Source organism: Mycolicibacterium boenickei (genome assembly GCF_010731295.1).
GTDB lineage: Bacteria > Actinomycetota > Actinomycetes > Mycobacteriales > Mycobacteriaceae > Mycobacterium > Mycobacterium boenickei.
Map to the genome: position 1 here is coordinate 6,077,387 of NZ_AP022579.1, position 16,822 is coordinate 6,094,208.

Annotated in this window: 13 protein-coding genes and 1 pseudogene; 11 read left to right on the forward strand and 3 right to left on the reverse strand. The window is 63.3% G+C overall.

The features are described 5' to 3' along the window. Positions 1-120: 120 nt before the first annotated feature. The 10 genes and pseudogenes from G6N57_RS32135 to G6N57_RS29175 form a co-directional block, all read left to right on the forward strand. Positions 121-1,018: pseudogene (locus tag G6N57_RS32135) on the forward strand (IS1634 family transposase); the annotation flags it as partial. A 1,289-nt stretch (positions 1,019-2,307) separates the two neighbouring features. Beyond that, positions 2,308-3,075 (forward strand): MlaE family ABC transporter permease, encoded by a 768-nt coding sequence (locus tag G6N57_RS29135; protein WP_061263350.1) that lies wholly within the window; start codon positions 2,308-2,310, stop codon positions 3,073-3,075. Continuing rightward, the gene (locus G6N57_RS29140) at positions 3,072-3,932 is read left to right on the forward strand and encodes an ABC transporter permease (RefSeq protein WP_077743320.1); all 861 of its coding nucleotides are present in this window, start codon (positions 3,072-3,074) and stop codon (positions 3,930-3,932) included. Before G6N57_RS29135 ends, G6N57_RS29140 begins: the two co-directional genes overlap by 4 nt. A 4-nt stretch (positions 3,933-3,936) precedes the next feature. Next, entirely contained in the window at positions 3,937-5,373 is a 1,437-nt protein-coding gene (locus tag G6N57_RS29145; protein ID WP_061263267.1) for an MCE family protein, read from the forward strand. 44 nt (positions 5,374-5,417) lie between these two features. Next, positions 5,418-6,446, forward strand: coding sequence for an MCE family protein (locus G6N57_RS29150; RefSeq protein ID WP_061263266.1), 1,029 nt, complete (start codon positions 5,418-5,420; stop codon positions 6,444-6,446). Further along, on the forward strand, positions 6,443-7,804 hold the full coding sequence (locus tag G6N57_RS29155; RefSeq protein ID WP_061263348.1) for an MCE family protein: 1,362 nt from the start codon (positions 6,443-6,445) through the stop codon (positions 7,802-7,804). Before G6N57_RS29150 ends, G6N57_RS29155 begins: the two co-directional genes overlap by 4 nt. Further along, positions 7,804-9,138: an MCE family protein gene (locus G6N57_RS29160; RefSeq protein ID WP_061263265.1), complete on the forward strand. Its 1,335-nt coding sequence runs from the start codon at positions 7,804-7,806 to the stop codon at positions 9,136-9,138. The genes G6N57_RS29155 and G6N57_RS29160 overlap by 1 nt, the downstream gene beginning before the upstream one ends. Further along, positions 9,135-10,280: a virulence factor Mce family protein gene (locus G6N57_RS29165; protein ID WP_061263264.1), complete on the forward strand. Its 1,146-nt coding sequence runs from the start codon at positions 9,135-9,137 to the stop codon at positions 10,278-10,280. Before G6N57_RS29160 ends, G6N57_RS29165 begins: the two co-directional genes overlap by 4 nt. A gap of 1 nt (position 10,281) precedes the next feature. Further along, positions 10,282-11,718, forward strand: coding sequence for an MCE family protein (locus tag G6N57_RS29170; RefSeq protein ID WP_061263263.1), 1,437 nt, complete (start codon positions 10,282-10,284; stop codon positions 11,716-11,718). Between the two features lie 180 nt (positions 11,719-11,898). Beyond that, positions 11,899-12,165, forward strand: a complete 267-nt coding sequence (locus G6N57_RS29175) for a hypothetical protein (protein WP_234815567.1) — start codon at positions 11,899-11,901, stop codon at positions 12,163-12,165. A gap of 68 nt (positions 12,166-12,233) precedes the next feature. Here the strand turns inward: G6N57_RS29175 and G6N57_RS29180 are convergent, their stop codons facing one another. Then, a complete protein-coding gene (locus tag G6N57_RS29180; RefSeq protein WP_061263347.1) occupies positions 12,234-13,649 on the reverse strand; it encodes an amidohydrolase family protein in 1,416 nt (471 codons plus the stop codon). 127 nt (positions 13,650-13,776) lie between these two features. On the opposite strand from G6N57_RS29180, the gene G6N57_RS29185 reads away from it, so the two are divergent. After that, entirely contained in the window at positions 13,777-14,412 is a 636-nt protein-coding gene (locus tag G6N57_RS29185; protein WP_061263261.1) for a TetR/AcrR family transcriptional regulator, read from the forward strand. An 18-nt stretch (positions 14,413-14,430) separates the two neighbouring features. On the opposite strand, the gene G6N57_RS29190 is transcribed toward G6N57_RS29185, so the two are convergent. Both G6N57_RS29190 and G6N57_RS29195 read right to left on the reverse strand, forming a co-directional pair. Next, complete coding sequence (locus G6N57_RS29190; RefSeq protein ID WP_061263260.1) at positions 14,431-15,765, reverse strand: phosphotransferase family protein; 1,335 nt, start codon at positions 15,763-15,765, stop codon at positions 14,431-14,433. After that, positions 15,758-16,819, reverse strand: coding sequence for a TIGR03857 family LLM class F420-dependent oxidoreductase (locus G6N57_RS29195; RefSeq protein ID WP_061263259.1), 1,062 nt, complete (start codon positions 16,817-16,819; stop codon positions 15,758-15,760). The genes G6N57_RS29190 and G6N57_RS29195 overlap by 8 nt, the downstream gene beginning before the upstream one ends. Between the last annotated feature and the right edge of the window lie 3 nt (positions 16,820-16,822).

The window sequence follows — 16,822 nt, forward strand, 5'->3', positions numbered from 1 at the left end:
TGACACAGCACAACGGCCTGCGCTCCGCAGCTGGGACCGCGGCGGCCTGAATCTCGGCTGATGATCCGCGTATCTCGGCTCCTGACTTCGGACATCGTGTGGGGTTTTTCAGCCCGGAAACGCCGAGACCTGTACGCAAACCCGGTGCTCTACTGCATAATTGGGCGGCATATCGATCAGATGGGCCCCGAGAACTACCGAGGTGCGATCGCCGGGAAGTGCTTCACTTACGCCACCGCTTGCGGCGGACTCAGGCTGCTGCCCTACGACGCGACAACGCTGTATTTCGCGGACGAACCCGAGGACGACCTACGCACAGTCGGTTGTTCCAAGGAGTGCCACGTCCATCCGCAGATCGTGGTCGGCCTGCTGGTTGATCGAACCGGACTCCCGTTAGAACTCAGCTGATACCGGGGCCACACCGCCGAGACCACCATCATCGTCCTGATCGTCACCAGCTTCTTGGAACGCCATAGCCTCCAGGTCACGCCGATGGCGACGGCTGCCGATGCGGGCCATGCTCTCGGCGGTCAACTTCGAAGCCCTCGACGAGCTCGGACTGTCGTCCATCGTCGGCTCCCGCGCAACAAAAGCGGCCGCAGACCTGGAATCGCATTTCCTTGGAACGGTGACGTTTTCACCGACGGGCAGTTCATCAACACGGTCACACCCCCGGCACCGCAACGCCAAAGCCAACAATCTAGCTCTACGAGCCGAGCCGGTCCGGGACCCCCACACTCATCCAGGAGCGTGGTGGGCGATCTGGGCATACTCGGCCAATCGGTCCCGGCGCGACCAGAAACCCCTGGCCGCTCAGGAAGCCCGCGCGAGAGCGGTCGTAGACGGCGAAAAGAAAGCCAACTCAGCATGATTCGTCAAAGTCCGCGGCAATGACCGCTGCGTCGATGAGACCAGCCTGGCCCCGGCGCAATCCCTGGTCGGACTCAAGACCTACGTCACCAACATGGCCGTCGCAGCGATACCGGCTGCCGAAGTGATCGCCGAGTACCACGACCTGCGGCAAGGCGGCGAGAATCTGCCATCGTCAACTTGCGCTCCCCAGCTGGGACCGCGGTCTGCATCTCGGCTGATGTGTTGCGTTTCCCGGCACCGGGACCGCTTATCCGGTAAGCCGGCCTCCAGCTGCTCGCGTCTCCAAAAGCCTGTGAACCCGTGTCGACCCAGGGACGATCGCCCGCGCCTACACCGGCCGACGAACGACACCTGAAGAACTTCCATCGCGTGTTCTGCGAACGTCAGGTCGACGGCGCGGACGCGGTCCAAGGCCGCGCAGACCGCCGCGAGCAACGGTCGACAAACAATGGTCCCGCGTGCGGCACCCACCGCAGGTACGGCGCGTTCAACGCGTTGACCACCGTTCATTAACTAGATAAATAGATATATATATTGCCCCTTCATCGGGCGACCATTTGCCCATCTAACGATCCATGTAGGTAAGAATCGACTGCTGGCCGTGGGTCCGACCCCCACCGCCGCAATGGGTTCCACAGGCGACCAGCCAGACGCCCCGGCGGAGACCCCCCGGGGGCGCGGCGCCGTGTGCAGCACGGATGCGCCCCAGGCGGGAGCAAGACTGCCCGAATCGCCTGCCGGCTGCGATCTCGACCACCCCGAGATGCCCGGCGCCGACACGTCGACACCGACCGTGAATTCATCGACATAAGACATTTCGACCAAAAACCATCAGGCGCACTTCCTGTCATAAAGGGGGGCTGTTTTAACGCGTACGAAGGGGCGCATATTCGCGGCCGAATAAGCACCACAATGGCGTCAATTGAGTTTCCTTTGCTTGTTGCTAGCAAATCCTAGCTAGTGGGTGTCGACCGTCGGCGACAAATACCTCAGCAACTCTCTCCGGTAACGCAAACCCCTTGCCCCCGTCGACGCACCAGGCACGAGCACAGGCTCATGCCCAACGCGGCGCAACCCGCGCCAGGTATGTCGATATGCACTTCTAGCTGCACTGACATCAGACATCTCACCCGGAGTGGACGTTGCGTTAGTAGCACTACGAGCAGCGGCACCAGCTCTTGCCTCCGCGCAAGACACGGTCACAGCGACCATCTCGACAGAACAAGCAAATCCACCCGACCGAACTAGTCGGCCCCTGTATCGTCCGTCGGCATTGGGTCGAATCTGTTGCTACCGCCGAAAACAATGGTGTACGGTTCCCCCGCAACGGCGTGTGTGCTGGACCACATCTCCGATCCAGTCATCTGTCGATAAAGTTCCATGAAGGGAATCGCAGGCCATGAAACATCGCGACGCACAGGTGGTGCACGAGTCTTGGTGACCGTGGGAAATGCTTATCGACCCCTTCGCGCGCTCGGCGACTTCTTCGCGACCACCTTGGACACGTTCGTGTTGATGTTCAAGCCGCCCTTCGCGTGGCGCGAGTTCCTGCTGCAGACCTGGTTCGTCGCACGTGTGTCTATCGCGCCGACCTTGCTGCTATCGATCCCCTTCACGGTCCTGACCGTGTTCATCATCAACATCCTGCTCGTTGAGCTGGGTGCGGCCGACTTCTCGGGCACTGGAGCCGCTCTGGGCGCGGTCACTCAGATCGGCCCGCTGGTCACCGTGCTTGTCATTTCAGGCGCGGGCGCGACGGCGATGTGCGCGGACCTGGGATCGCGAACCATCCGCGAAGAGTTGGACGCAATGAGGGTGCTCGGCATCGACCCGGTACAGGCACTCGTCGTGCCCCGCGTGTTGGCCGCCACCGTCGTCGCCGTCATGTTGACCTCGCTGGTGACCATGGTTGGCATCGTCGGCAGCTTCTTCTTCGCGGTGTTCTTCCAGAACGTCACGCCTGGCGCCTTCGCATCCGGTCTGACCCTCCTGGTCGGGGGCATTGACGTGGTGGTGAACCTTGCCAAAGCCGCGATCTTCGGTCTCGTCGCCGGCCTTATCGCCTGCTACAAGGGCATCTCGGTCGGCGGCGGTCCCCAGGGCGTGGGGAACGCGGTCAACGAGACAGTGGTTTTCACCTTCATGGCTCTGTTCGTCATCAACGTCATCGCCACAGCGGTCGCAGTCAGGGTCACAGCGTGACGGCGCAAGTTGGAAGGGCCAGCAGCCTGCATCCCCGGACCCGACGGTTCTTGGCGTCCTGCTCCAAGAGCTGGAAACGGGTGGGCGAGCAGACCCAGTTCTACGGCTGGACCGTGCGCGGCATCGGCGACGCCGTTGTCCACTACAAGGTCGAAGTCATCCGGCAGATCGCTCAGATGAGTCTGGGTGTGGGCGCGCTCGCGCTCATCGGCGGGACGGTGGTCATCGTGGCCTTCCTGACGTTGTCCGCCGGATCGCTCATCGCGGTTCAGTCGTACAACCAGCTCGCCCAAATCGGTGTCGAGGCGCTGGCTGGATTCACGTCGGCGTTTCTCAACGTCCGACTGGTGTCGCCGCTGGTGGCCGGCATCGGCCTCGCCGCGACCATCGGCGCCGGCGCCACCGCCCAACTTGGCGCCATGCGGATCAGTGAGGAGATCGACGCACTCGAAGTGATGGGTGTCCGGTCGGTCGCGTACCTGGCGTCGACGCGCGTGTTGGCCGGTGTGCTGGTAGTCATTCCGCTCTATTGCATCGCCGTCATCATGGCTTTCGTCGCCACCAGGTTCGGTACCACCTTCGTCTATGGGCAGTCCACCGGCGTCTACGACCACTACTTCAAAACGTTCCTCAACCCCACCGATCTCATCTGGTCGTTCATGCAAGCGATCCTGATCGCCGTCGTGGTGATGCTGGTGCACACCTATTACGGCTTCACCGCCACGGGAGGCCCCGCCGGAGTCGGCGAGGCTGTCGGCCGGGGTGTACGTACGTCGCTCGTCGCCACTGTCTTCGTAACCCTGTTCGTCTCGCTAGCCGTCTACGGCCAGTCCGGCAACTTCCACCTTTCGGGATAACGCGATGGATTTTTTACGCAATGACAGCCGGCTGAACCCCGGGTGGTGGACGCTCTTCCTAGTCGCTTTCCTTGCGGCCGTGGTGTTCGTGACCAGTGCGCTGTTCTCCGGGGCCTTCACCGCCTACGTGCCCGTCACCTTGACCTCCGACCGATCCGGCCTGGTGATGGAGCCGGGCGGCAAGGTCAAGATGCAGGGCGTGGAGGTAGGCCGGGTTGGCGAGGTCCAAGGTGGCGACCCCGTTCGGCTCAAGCTCGAGATCTTCCCGGACCAGCTCCAATACCTCCCCGCCAACATCGGCGCCCAGATTCGGGCGACCACAGCCTTCGGCGCAAAGTTCGTGGACCTGACCTACCCGTCTGCTCCGAGCGCACACCACCTGCAGCCAGGGGCGGTCATCGAGGCGTCGAACGTCTCGACCGAGGTCAACACTGTCTTCCAGAATCTGATGGGCGTGCTCAAGCAGATCGATCCAGCCAAGCTCAATGGTGTGCTGTCCGCCCTGGCCGAGGGCCTTCGCGGCCAGGGCTCGACCATCGGCCAGGCCACTACCGATGCCAATGAGGTGCTGTCGGCTCTGAACCCCCGAGCAGACACCATGCGGCGAGACTGGCAGTCGCTCAAGGGTTTCAGCGACACCTACAGCGCCGCCGCCCAGAACATCCTGACGGTGCTGGATGCAGCGAGTACAACCAGCACCACGATCACCGACCACGCGCAGGCACTGGACGCACTGCTGCTCAATCTGACCGGACTCTCACGCAGCGGCGAGAACCTACTCGGGTCGAGCAAGGACAACCTTGTGACGTCAGTCAACGACCTCTCGTCGACCACCAGCTTGTTGCTCGGATACAACCCGATGATCACGTGCACCATCGTCGGCGGAAAGCATTTTCTGGATAACGGCGGCTACAAGGGCGCAGGCGGAAACGGTTACTCGACAATCACCGACGTCGGACTTCTGCTGGGCGATGACCCGTACAAGTATCCGGACAACTTGCCGATCGTCGCGGCCAAGGGCGGTCCCGGCGGAAAGCCAGGATGCGGATCCCTTCCGTACGTCGAAAACATGTACCCCGTGCGCCAGTTGGTCACCAATACCGGTTGGGGTACCGGCAACGATATTCGGACCAACCCCGGTATCGGTTTCCCGGCCTACAACAACTTCTTCCCCGTCACCCGGGGCAACCCCGAGCCGCCGAGCATCCGCAATCTCTTCGGAGGCCCAGCGCCCGGCCCCATCCCGTATCCCGGCGCCCCGCCCTACGGCGCACCGATGTACGCCCCGGACGGCACCCCGCTGTGGCCCGGACTTCCCCCGGGAGTTCCATCGGCGTCACCGCCACCCGACCCCAACGATGTCCCCGCCGGGGCGGAGCCGTTCACGCCGCCCGCGCCCGCGGAACTGGTGCCGACACCGCTACCCCCGCCAGTGCCCTGAATCCGCCAAACAGCCGTACCGCGAAGCTATGAGAGGCAACAGTCGTGAGATCTAATCTGCGAGGCGCCGTCTGGCGACTTGCCGTCTTCGCAGTGGCAGCAGCGCTAGGCATCTTTTCGCTCTTCGCGATTTTCGCCCAGCTGCGGTTCGAGGACGGAAAGACCTACGGGGCGGAGTTCAGCAACATCAGCGGACTGGAGACGGGCCAATTCGTCCGCGTCGCCGGCGTCGAGGTCGGCAAGGTGACGGATATCCGGATCCAGCCCGACAACAAGGTGCTGGTCCACTTCACCGCCGATAACACCGTCGTACTGACCCAGGGCAGCCGGGCGGTGATCCGCTACGACGACCTGATCGGCGGCCGCTACCTGGCCCTCGAAGAGGGGGCGGGAAGCACCGCTGAGCTCAAGCCCGGTGGCACTATCCCGCTAGCCAACACCTCGCCAGCGCTGAACCTCGACGCACTCATCGGTGGCTTCCGACCGCTGTTCCGCGCCTTGAACCCAGACCAGGTCAATGCCTTGTCGGGCCAGCTGATCAAAGCACTGCAGGGCCAAGGCGCCACGATCGGCTCATTCTTGAATCAAACTGCGGCACTGACGAACACCCTCGCGGACCGGGACCAGTTGATCGGACAGGTGATCGTGAACCTCAACACCGTCGTGGGCTCGCTCGGCGATCAGAGCAAGAACGTCGACACCGCCGTGACCTCCCTGTCCGACCTCGTCGACACCTTGGCCAGCCACAAATCCGATATCAGCAATTCCGTGGCATACACCAACGCCGCCTCAAACTCGATCGCCGATCTGCTGGCCCAGGCACGAACCCCCTTGAAGAAGGTTATCGCCGAGACCGACCGGTCCGCAGGCCTGGTAGTGGCCGACCACGACTACATGGACAACCTCCTCAACACCTTGCCCGAGGCATACCAGCAGTTGGGCCGCCAAGGGCTTTACGGAGACTTCTTCAGCTTCTATCTGTGCGAAGTCGCCTTGAAAGTCAACGGCAAAGGGGGCCAACCGGTCTACATCAAGCTCGTCGGCCAAGACTCCGGAAGGTGCACGCCGAAATGAAGTCCTTCCGAGAACGTAACCCCGTGGTGATCGGCGCCGTCGGCGTCGGCATCACCGCCGGTCTGATGCTGCTGGCGCTGAACTACGACAAACTGCCCGTCGTCAATCGGACAACAAGCTACTCGGCGTACTTCGCCGAGGCCGGTGGCCTCACTCCCGGTGCGCCAGTGCAGGTTTCCGGCTTCAAGGTCGGTGCCGTCGAAGGTGTGAAGCTCGACCATGCCCGCGTGCTGGTCACGTTCAACGTGGCCCACGACATCCGTCTCGGCGACCACACCGAAGCAGCCATCCAGACCAAGAGCCTGCTGGGGTCGAAAATCATCGAGATCACCCCACGGGGTGGTGGCATTCAAGACGGTCCGATCCCGCTCGACCGCACACGTTCTGCGTATCAATTGCCCGATGCCCTTGGCGATCTCACCGCCACGATCAGCGGCCTGGACACCGATCAGCTGTCGGACTCGCTGGCGGTCCTAACCGACACATTCAAGGACACTCCCCCAGATCTGAAGGTCGCGGTTGCCGGCGTGGAGCGATTCTCGCGCACCCTGAGCGCCCGCGACGAGCAATTACGCAACCTGCTGGCCAACGCCGACAAAGCCACCGCGGTGCTGTCGGAGCGCAGTGACCAGGTGGTCAACCTCATCGCCAACAGCGATGCACTGCTCGTCCAGCTGCAGAGCCAAAGCGCGGCACTCGACCAGATCGCTGGATCCATCTCGGCGCTCTCGCGGCAGGCGAAGACATTCATCGACGAGAACAACGCGACATTCAAGCCCGCGATCGACAAGCTCAACGGGGTACTCGCGATTGTTGACAATCGCAAAGAGCAGGTGCAGAAGTCCATCAAGTTACTGAACGCCTACGCGATGTCTCTCGGCGAGTCGGTGTCCGCGGCCCCGTTCTTCAAGGCTTACATCGGCAACCTGTTACCGGGCCAGTTCCTGCAACCTTTTATCGACGCCGCATTTTCCGACCTCGGCCTGGATCCCAGCGTGCTGCTGCCGTCGCAACTGACAGACCCACCCGTCGGCCAACCCGGCACACCGGCTCTGCCGGTCCCCTACCCCCGCACTGGTCAGGGCGGCGAGCCGAATCTGACACTGCCCGACGCGATCACCGGCAAGCCGGGCGATCAGGGGTGCGGTCAGCCCGGCCTGCCACTGCCCGGACCGACCGGCTGCTACCCGTACCGGGAACCGCCGCCCGCTCCACCGCCGGGAGGCCCGCCTCCTGGACCACCGGCCGCGGCCGCCCCAGGGTTGGCATCCGTTCCCTCGCCGGTACCCAACCCCGTGACTGTTCATGCCCCCGGTGAATTGCCGGCCCCGAGCGCACCCACCAACGGAGGACAGTGATGACCGCACGCAGAGCGCGAGTCGGCCTCGCCGCCCTTCTCGCCGTCCTGGTGGTGGCCGGGATCGTGGTCGTGACGAAGACTCAGCAGCGCATCAACCGCGTCAATGTTGTGGGCTACTTCGCCAACAGCAATGGCATCTTCGCCGGCGACGAAGTACGAGTTCTCGGGGTGCCGGTCGGAAAGATCGACACGATCACGCCAGAGGCCACCCGGGTCAAGATCACCTTTTGGTACGACGCCCAGTACCAGGTGCCCGCCGATGCCAAGGCGGTTATCCTTTCTCCGTCGCTGGTCACCTCCCGGGCCATCCAACTGACGCCGGCGTACACCACCGGGCCCACCATGGCGGATCACGCCGTCGTGCCTGAGGAGCGCACCGCTGTTCCCGTTGAATGGGACGACTTTCGCGTGCAGTTGGAGCGACTCACCGACACCCTGCAACCCACTCATCCAGGCGGTGTCAGCACGCTGGGCGGGCTCATCAACACCTCGGCGGACAACCTGCGCGGCCAGGGCGCGAACATCCGGCAAACGATTATTCAGATGTCCCAGGCATTTTCGGCGCTCGGAGATCGCAGCAAGAACCTGTTCAGCACAGTCAAGAACATCTCAGCCGTGGTCACGGCGCTTCAGAGCAGTCAGGACCTGCTACGCCAGCTCAATCAGAACCTCGCCGCCGTCACCGGACTTCTGGCCAACGATCCGAACGAGATCGCCAACGCCGTCCGCGATATCGACTCCGTCGTCGGCGAACTGACGGCCTTCGTCGCCGCCAACAAGGAAACGGTGGGCACCACGTCGGACAAACTGGCCTCGGTAAGCACCGCGCTCAATCAGAGCCTCGACGACATCAAACAGACGCTGCACATCGCGCCAACTGCGTTGCAGAACTTCGTCAACATCTACCAGCCCGCACAGGGCGCGCTGACAGGCGCGCTGGCCGTCAACCAGTTTTCCAATCCGATCGAATTCATCTGCGGCGCCATCCAGGCGGCCTCACGACTCGGCGCCGAACAATCCGCCAAACTGTGCGCACAATACCTGGCGCCCATCATCAAGAACCGGCAGTACAACTTTCTTCCCTTGGGACAAAACGTTCTTGTCGGCGCTCAGGCGCGGCCCAACGAGATCACTTACAGCGAGGATTGGATGCGGCCGGATTACGTTCCACCGCAGCAATCTTCGCCGCCACCGGCTGGCGCAGCGCCCACCGACACAGCGCCGATGGCCGCGGAATCATCGACGTCTACGCCGCCCGCCCCTGCACCCGTCGCTACCAACCCAGACAACGGATTGACCGGCATGATGATCCCCCCCGGCGGTGGCTCGTGATCGACCGCCGCCTCCATCGGACCGGCTCGGCCCTGTTGGCCGCCCTCGTCCTAGTCAGCAGCGCATCCGGTTGTTCACAGTGGCGCGGCGTGAACACCCTGGACCTTCCGGGCACCGAAGGCCACCGCAACAACCCGTTCACCATCCAGGCACAGTTCCCCGATGTCGAGAACCTGCAAAGGAATTCGCGCGTCCGCGTCGGTGACGTCACAGTCGGCAATGTCACCAAGATCGAACGGCAGGGCTGGCACGCGCTAGTGACGATGAGCCTCAATGGCGACGTCAAACTCCCCGCCAATGCCACGGCAACCGTCGGCCAGACAAGCCTGTTGGGCTCACTGCACGTCGAGCTCGCTCCGCCGGTCGGAGTCGCACCGCAAGGCAGACTGACCGCGGGGGCGGTGATCCCGTTGTCGTCGGGGTCTATCTATCCCTCGACAGAGCAAACCCTGGCTGGTATCTCGATGCTCCTCAACGGTGGCGGCATCGGGCAACTCCAGGACATCACACAGTCGCTGAGCACCGCCTTTGCCGGCCGCGAAGGCGACCTACGTAGCCTGCTCACCCAGCTGGATCAATTCATCGGTTCCCTCAACGACCAGACCACCGACATCATCGCGGCCACGGACAGCTTCAACGGACTGGTGAGCCAGCTCGCCGACCAGAAGCCAGTGCTGGACAAGGCATTACAGACGTTGCCTGCCGCCCTGCAGGTGCTCAGTGATCAGCGTCAGCATCTTGCCGATGCGTTGACGGAACTCGGCAGGTTCAGCGCATTGACAGCTGACACGGTCAACCAGACCAAGGAGAATCTGATCAAGGAGCTCAACGATCTCGGGCCGGTTCTGCAGTCGCTCGCCGACGCCGGTCCGGCGCTGACCAGATCCCTGAGTTTCTTCGCCACCTTCCCGTATCCGAAAGAGACGCTCAACAAGTGGCTACGTGGCGAGTACGCCAATCAGACCATCATCCTCGACCTGACACTGAGCCGGTTGGACGCCAGCTTCTTCACCGGCACCCGCTGGGAAGGCGACCTGACCGAACTGGAGCTGCAGTGGGGCCGCACGATCGGCCAGATGCCCAGCCCGTACACCGCGGCCAACCCACTGGTTGCGCCCTACCACGGCGATCAAGGACCCTAGTATGCACATGACCAGACGCATCTGGATACAGCTGATCGCGTTTCTCGTAGTGTCCACGGTCGCGTTCGCCGTTATGGCCTTCGGCTACATGGGGTTGCCCAACCTGCTCTTCGGCGTCGGGCACTATCAGGTCACCGTTCAACTTCCTGAAGCCGGCGGGCTCTACGCCCGCGGCAACGTCACCTACCGGGGCACCGAAGTCGGTCAGGTCAAAGACGTCCGGTTGATCAAGGGCGGCGGCGTCGAAGCGGTGCTGTCGTTGAGGTCCGACGTGAGAATCCCCTCAGATCTGCAGGCCGAGGTGCACAGCCAGACCGCGGTGGGAGAGCAATTCGTTGCGCTGTTGCCGCGCAACGCCGACTCGCCACCGCTGCGCGACGGCGACGTCATCACCCGGGCCAACTCCAGCGTTCCACCAGATATCAACAGCCTGCTCGACGCCACCAACCGCGGACTACTGGCGATCCCTCAGGACGATCTGCGCACCACCATCGACGAGGCGTACAACGCAGTCGGCGGTCTCGGGCCCGATATCGCACGGTTCGTCAAGGGATCTACCGCGCTGGCCACCGACGCCCGGCAAAACCTCGGAGACCTCACCAACCTCGTCGACCAGGCCTGGCCTATCCTCGACACCCAGACTGATACATCAAACTCGGTGCAGGCCTGGACATCTCACTTGGCCACCATCACGCAGCAACTGCGCGACAACGACGGCGCGGTGGCAGGCATCCTAGAGAAAGGCGCGCCGGCCGCCGCCGAGGTACGCGCGCTCATCGACCGGGTCCAACCCACGCTACCGATCCTGGCGGCCAACCTGGCCAACGTCGCGCCGGTCCTGATCACCTATCGCGCCGATCTGGAGCAGCTGCTCGTCCTGCTCCCTCAGGCCACCGCGATGATGCAGGCCATCAGCGTTCCGAGCATGAACAACCCGAGCCCGTACGCGGGTGGCCTGTTGGCCTTCAACCTTAATCTCAACCTGCCCCCGCCGTGTACGACAGGATTCCTCCCGGCCCAGCAGCGGCGGACCGCCAACTTCGAGGACTATCCCGAACGCCCGGCCGGTGACCTCTACTGCCGGGTGCCGCAGGATTCGCCGCTGGGTGTCCGTGGCGCACGCAATATTCCGTGCGAGACGGTGCCCGGCAAACGCGCGCCGACGGTAAAGCTATGCGAAAGCGACGAGAACTACGTTCCGCTCAACGACGGCTTCAACTGGAAAGGCGACCCCAACGCCACCTTGACAGGGCAGGGTGTCCCCCAGTTGCCGCCGGGGTCTACGGGTCCCGCGCCGCCAATAGCGGTGGCTCAATATGACCCTGCGACGGGCGATTACGTAGGTCCGGACGGAAAGCTGTACAACCAGGCCGACGTGGGTCAGAACGCACCGAAGGACAAGAACTGGCAGACGATGCTCATCCCTCCGACGCCTTGACGCCCGGCGGAATTGAGCCTGGTCCGTCGAGCTGGGAATCCGGTGGTGATGCACGACGCGCAGTTGATGACCCCGCACACGGGATTGCCCCGGTTTGGTTGACTCCGGCGCGACCGTGAACGCGGCGAAAATGAGTTCGACCCGAAGGATTCGTCGCTGCGCTCATAGGTGGTCGCGTGGTTGGCCGGCCCCGAGGCCGACCACATCAGCGGTCAGGTGATCCGCGCGATCGGCGAGAATATCCAGCTGCTCAAGGGCTGGTATCCGGCGGCCTCGGTGTCCAACGGCCAGAAGCGCTGGGATGCAAATAAATTCGGCGCGATCATGGCCACAGGCATATTCGGCACCCGCAACACCGGGCTGCGCCTCGCCGGCTGGGCCCGACATCGACGATCTTCGGTTGCATCGGCACCTCGAAATGCCCAGCCATGCGGTCCGGGAGCGTGATACCACCCGCGGTATCACGCTCCCGGACCGATTTGTTGCACAGTGCCGCCTTGACAGGCGGTATCAGCTCAGGGTGCGAGCAGCAGATCCTCGTCTGCGAACCGAAGCACCGCGTCTTGATCGACCCGTTCGGTGGGGCGCAGGAATCCGCCCCGCCGGTGGTAGTGCTCGACGTGTTCCGTTGGCACGGCGTCACCGCCAGTCAACACGTCGATCGAAGCTGGACCGATCCGGTCTGCCACTGCGCGCAGATGCGCACCGTCCACTGGGAAGGCACGTAGTGCATTCTCCCCCAGGATCTTTCGGGCATCACCTTCCGGAACTCCGGCGAACGCCACCTTGATCCAGTTCCAAGTGTCAGGCCACATGCCTTCCGGATGCGGGTAGTCGATGCCCAGCATCAGCCGATCCACACCGATATCGTCGCGGGCCTCGACCTCGACCTTGTGAATCGATGACGGGGTCGCAAAGCAGTGACGCTCCCAATATTCACTCGGGCGCATCTTCAGCGGAGTATCCCGCTGCTCGTACCAGGAATCGAGAATCTGCAGTGTGATTGGCAGCCAATCCGACCTGACCTCGGTCAGGACGAACCGCAGCTGCGGGTACCGGTCGAACACTCCACCGATCATCAATTGCCAGAGCAACCGGCGTGGGCCGTAATCCAAGCGGAACGGCGATGCCGGGGATTCGGCGAACTCCTTCTGCAGCGCCTCGCGGGCCTGCTCGTCAAGTCGCTGCTGAGTAGCCATCATCTGGCTTGCCTCCGCGCCGCCAAGATGGGTGGCCACGAACGCCGAGATGAACTCCTGATAGCGACCTTGCGGGAATCCCCACCCGGCGTGCACTGCGAGGGTGAGATCGAGGTCGACGCACGCCTTCCAGAACAGTTCGTAGTGGTCGCTGACGATAGCCGGCAGGGCGGGGTCCTCGATGATGCCGGGCACACCTACGCTGACGTAGCCGTGCCGGCGCGCCCAATGCAGTTCGCGAACTGAGGCCTCGATGTCGTGGCACGTACCCGGGTCCGCCATTCCGTAGAGCCGACCGTCGCCCCCGGACATGAAGTCGGCCAGCCACCGGTGGTACGCCCGCATGCCTGCGTCGCGCAAACTCGCCTCGAAGGGCTTGTTCACCACACTGAACAATGGCAGTGACGAGAACTGGTGCCCCGGTACCAACATCTCACCCGCAACGCCCTCGCGATCGAGCTGTTCCATGCGTACGCCGATGTCCCAGCCACCGAAGCGCTCCGGGAAGGCGGGGGCCCAGCGCGGGTCCAACTCGGCCGCCGGCTCCTCGCGCGGCCCCGAACTGAAGTCCGGAGCCAGCATTCGTCGATAGGCCTGCTCCTCCTCGGACAACAGATCCTTGACGGTGTCGCGAACATCCGGATCGAAATAGGGCAGATAGTCGGCCATCCGTTTCGCGCCGGCATGCCCATCGGCCGAGAAGATCAGCACCTTGTCCTGCGTCTCACCCATGTTTCGCTCCTGATTCACGGCATCCGGCGCTGCGCGGGATACCTTTGCAATATCGAGCACTCAATCCGATCGACCTGGTGCCACCGCACGCGGTACATACAGGCTGTATGTAGAGGATACAAATTGTATGTCTAGTGGTCAACCGTCAAAAGCGCAGAAGCGTGCTGTCCGTACGGCGGAGATCGCCGAACGTGCTGAGGCCACCCGCGCTGCACTGGTCGCTGCTGGGCGCCGACTCTTTGTCGAGAAGGGCTACTTCGCTACCGGCACCGAGGAGATCGTCGCGGCCGCAGGCGTGGGCACCAGAGGTGCGCTCTACCACCATTTTGCGAACAAGGAAGCACTGTTCCTCGCGGTTTTTCTCGCCGTCCAGGAACAAGTCAACAGCCAAGCGCCGCGGCCCGAAGATGCCGACGACGCTTTGGGCGCATTGCGCGCCGGCCTGCGTGCCTATCTGAAGTCGTCGCTCACCGGCGAGGTTCAGCGCATCCTGATGATCGAGGGCCCTGCTGTGCTCGGTTGGCAGCGGTGGCGCGAGCTACAGGTTCAATTCGGTCTCGGGTCGATTCGCGCTCTCCTGGAGAAGGCGGTCGAGCAGGGTGCCGTCATTCCGCAGCCACTAGACGTGCTTGCCCATGTGCTGCTCGCCGCCGCCGACGAAGCCGCCCAGTTCGTTGCCAACGCTCCCGATCCACATCAGGCACGCGACAATGCCATAGAGGTCATCGACGGTATACTGCAACGGCTCGGTCCGCCACGCTGAGATGGAATCTGCGCCGCGTCATCCCTTGAAAGGCTGCACCTTCCGGTGGACGGTCATTGCCGATCCGGCGGGCCCCAGCACGGCATTGGCGCGCAGGAAGCGTCGATAGAACAACTGGACCAGGGCCTCGTCGTGGCGCCCGTCGTCAGCGAGGACGAAGTCCTCCAACTCGGCGTCACCGGCGACGACGTCCCGGGGCCGGTGCCCTAGCAGCGGCGTCAGATCATCAAGATCCTGTTCGTCGAGCTGCGCCCCGATCTCCTGCCGGCGCAGCAGATGTCTGGCCAGTCGAAATGAATTGCGGACCTCGTAGCGGGCGAACGGCTCGTCGATGGTCACCGAGCCCAGCGTCTGAACCATGTGATGGAACGCAACATCATTGGTGAACTGCGCCGGTTCGGGCACATCGATCGTCTCGTCAAGGTCGTAGCCCAGCAGCTCAGCGAAGGCTTCGACCGAGTGCAGGTTGGTTTCGGTACACCACTGCAAATTGGTCATATACGCCGAACCCGGGCTCGGAGCCGCCAGAGCACCATGAAAGGCGAGTTCATTGGTCAGGGTGAACGACAAGTGGTGGTGTTGGATTGCCGCCATGTCGAGCTCGGCCCCGCCAGCCTCGGCGTAGATGCCGTAGAGCTCATCGAAGTCGCCGAAGTTCAGAACCGTGTCGCGCATGCGAAAGGCTGCCAGGTCCATCATCGGGTCACCGATGTGACCGATTTCGAGATCCAGCAGTGCCATGATCTTGCCGTCCTCATGATGGAACTGACCGGAGTCCCACACGACAGGTGCCTCGCGAGTGTTGTCGGGCAGCGGGTTTCGGCGCAGCCAGCCCAACGCGAACTCCACGAAGGGATCCGGCCTGCCCTTGGTCTGCCGGTAGAGCTTCTCGAAGTAAGCCATACCGACCGAGCCTGGAGTCGAGACTGGCGACGATGCCCGGGTCGTACCTGCCGCGTCGAATTCATCGACGTTCAGTGCGTGAATACGCGCAAGGATGCGCATGTATTCAGCCATCACCGCGTCACGCTCGGCCACGGCGGAGTCGGCGAAGTCGGGGCGCCCCGGCACCCGATCCATCACGTAGGCCGGTAGGGCCTCGAGCCAGCCATACACCCGTGGAACCGGAATACCGTTCCGGTACAGGAGATCTTGGAAGGTCATCTCGTGGTGCAGCGGGAACACCAGCGGTGAGTCGATCCGGTGTCCACGCACCATCAGTTCGAGGCGCTGACCATCGAGCTCTGCGTCGACAAGCCAGTTCGGTCGCCACCGGGTCTGTCGTTCGATCGCGAGAACCTCACCGCCCAGACCGGTGCGAACCCATTCGCTGATCAGCTCGATTTCATTCACGTCCGGGACCTACCTTGATAGTCGGAAACAACGGGCCCAACCGATCGGGGGTACTGCCGTGCAAGACGAGTTCGTCTGCGCCCGCGTCGCGATAGCGTTCGAAAGCCTCGTGGCAGTTCCGCGCCGATCCAACCGCAGCCGCCTCCGCGGTCCATTCAACTGGCAACACCGACGCCACCTCGACCAATTGCTCGCGGGTGAGCACCGAGTCTGCCGCGCCCCTGATCCCAGCCAGCAGAGAGTGAGAGCGTAAGCGCTCCAATGGTTCCGGATCCCATCCGTTCGCCGCCGCCAGGCGCTCCCCGAACCCCGGAATCTGGTAGTAGGTGACCGCCCTGGCCCCCACCACAGCGAGCTCCTCCGCCGCGGGCAGATCGCAGGCGACGACCACCGTGGCGTACACCCGCACGCTACCTACCGGCCGCCCTGCGGATCGCTCGGTGTCTCGGACGACCGCTACAGCGCGCGCCACCGCCGACGGAGTCAGGAACGGGTGCAGCAACACACCGTCGAAGTGCCGACCGGCCAACTCCAGGCCTCTAGGACCGATAGCAGCGAAAACCAGCGAAGGCACCGGTTGATCGGGTACATCGTTGAGTCGCAGCGACGGATACCGACCTGCCGGTCCGTCGTAGCGCACCTTCTCCCCGCGGCAGAGTCGCCGGAAGATGTCGGCGTGATCAACGATCGATGCGTTCGTCGAGCGCGGAAGACCGACAGCGGCCCACATGGCGTCCACGGAACGTCCGATGCCCAGGATGAAGCGGCCGTCCGATAACGCCTGGGCCGTCATCGCCAGCGAAGCCAGCAGCGCAGGATGGCGGGACTGGAAATGAGTTATGCCTGAGGCGATTCGGACCGTTGTGGTGACTTGGCTGAGCGCACCGACGATCACACCCAGATCTTTGGTACCCCATCGCTCGCTGAGCCACAGGGTCCGCAGTCCCAGCCGTTCAGCCGCATCGGCCTGCGCCACCGCTGCCCGGGGGTCGGAAACCCGGCCCGGCAGCGTGTAAGCACCGAGCGGTACGCGACTGGATATTTCGGCGTCCATCGC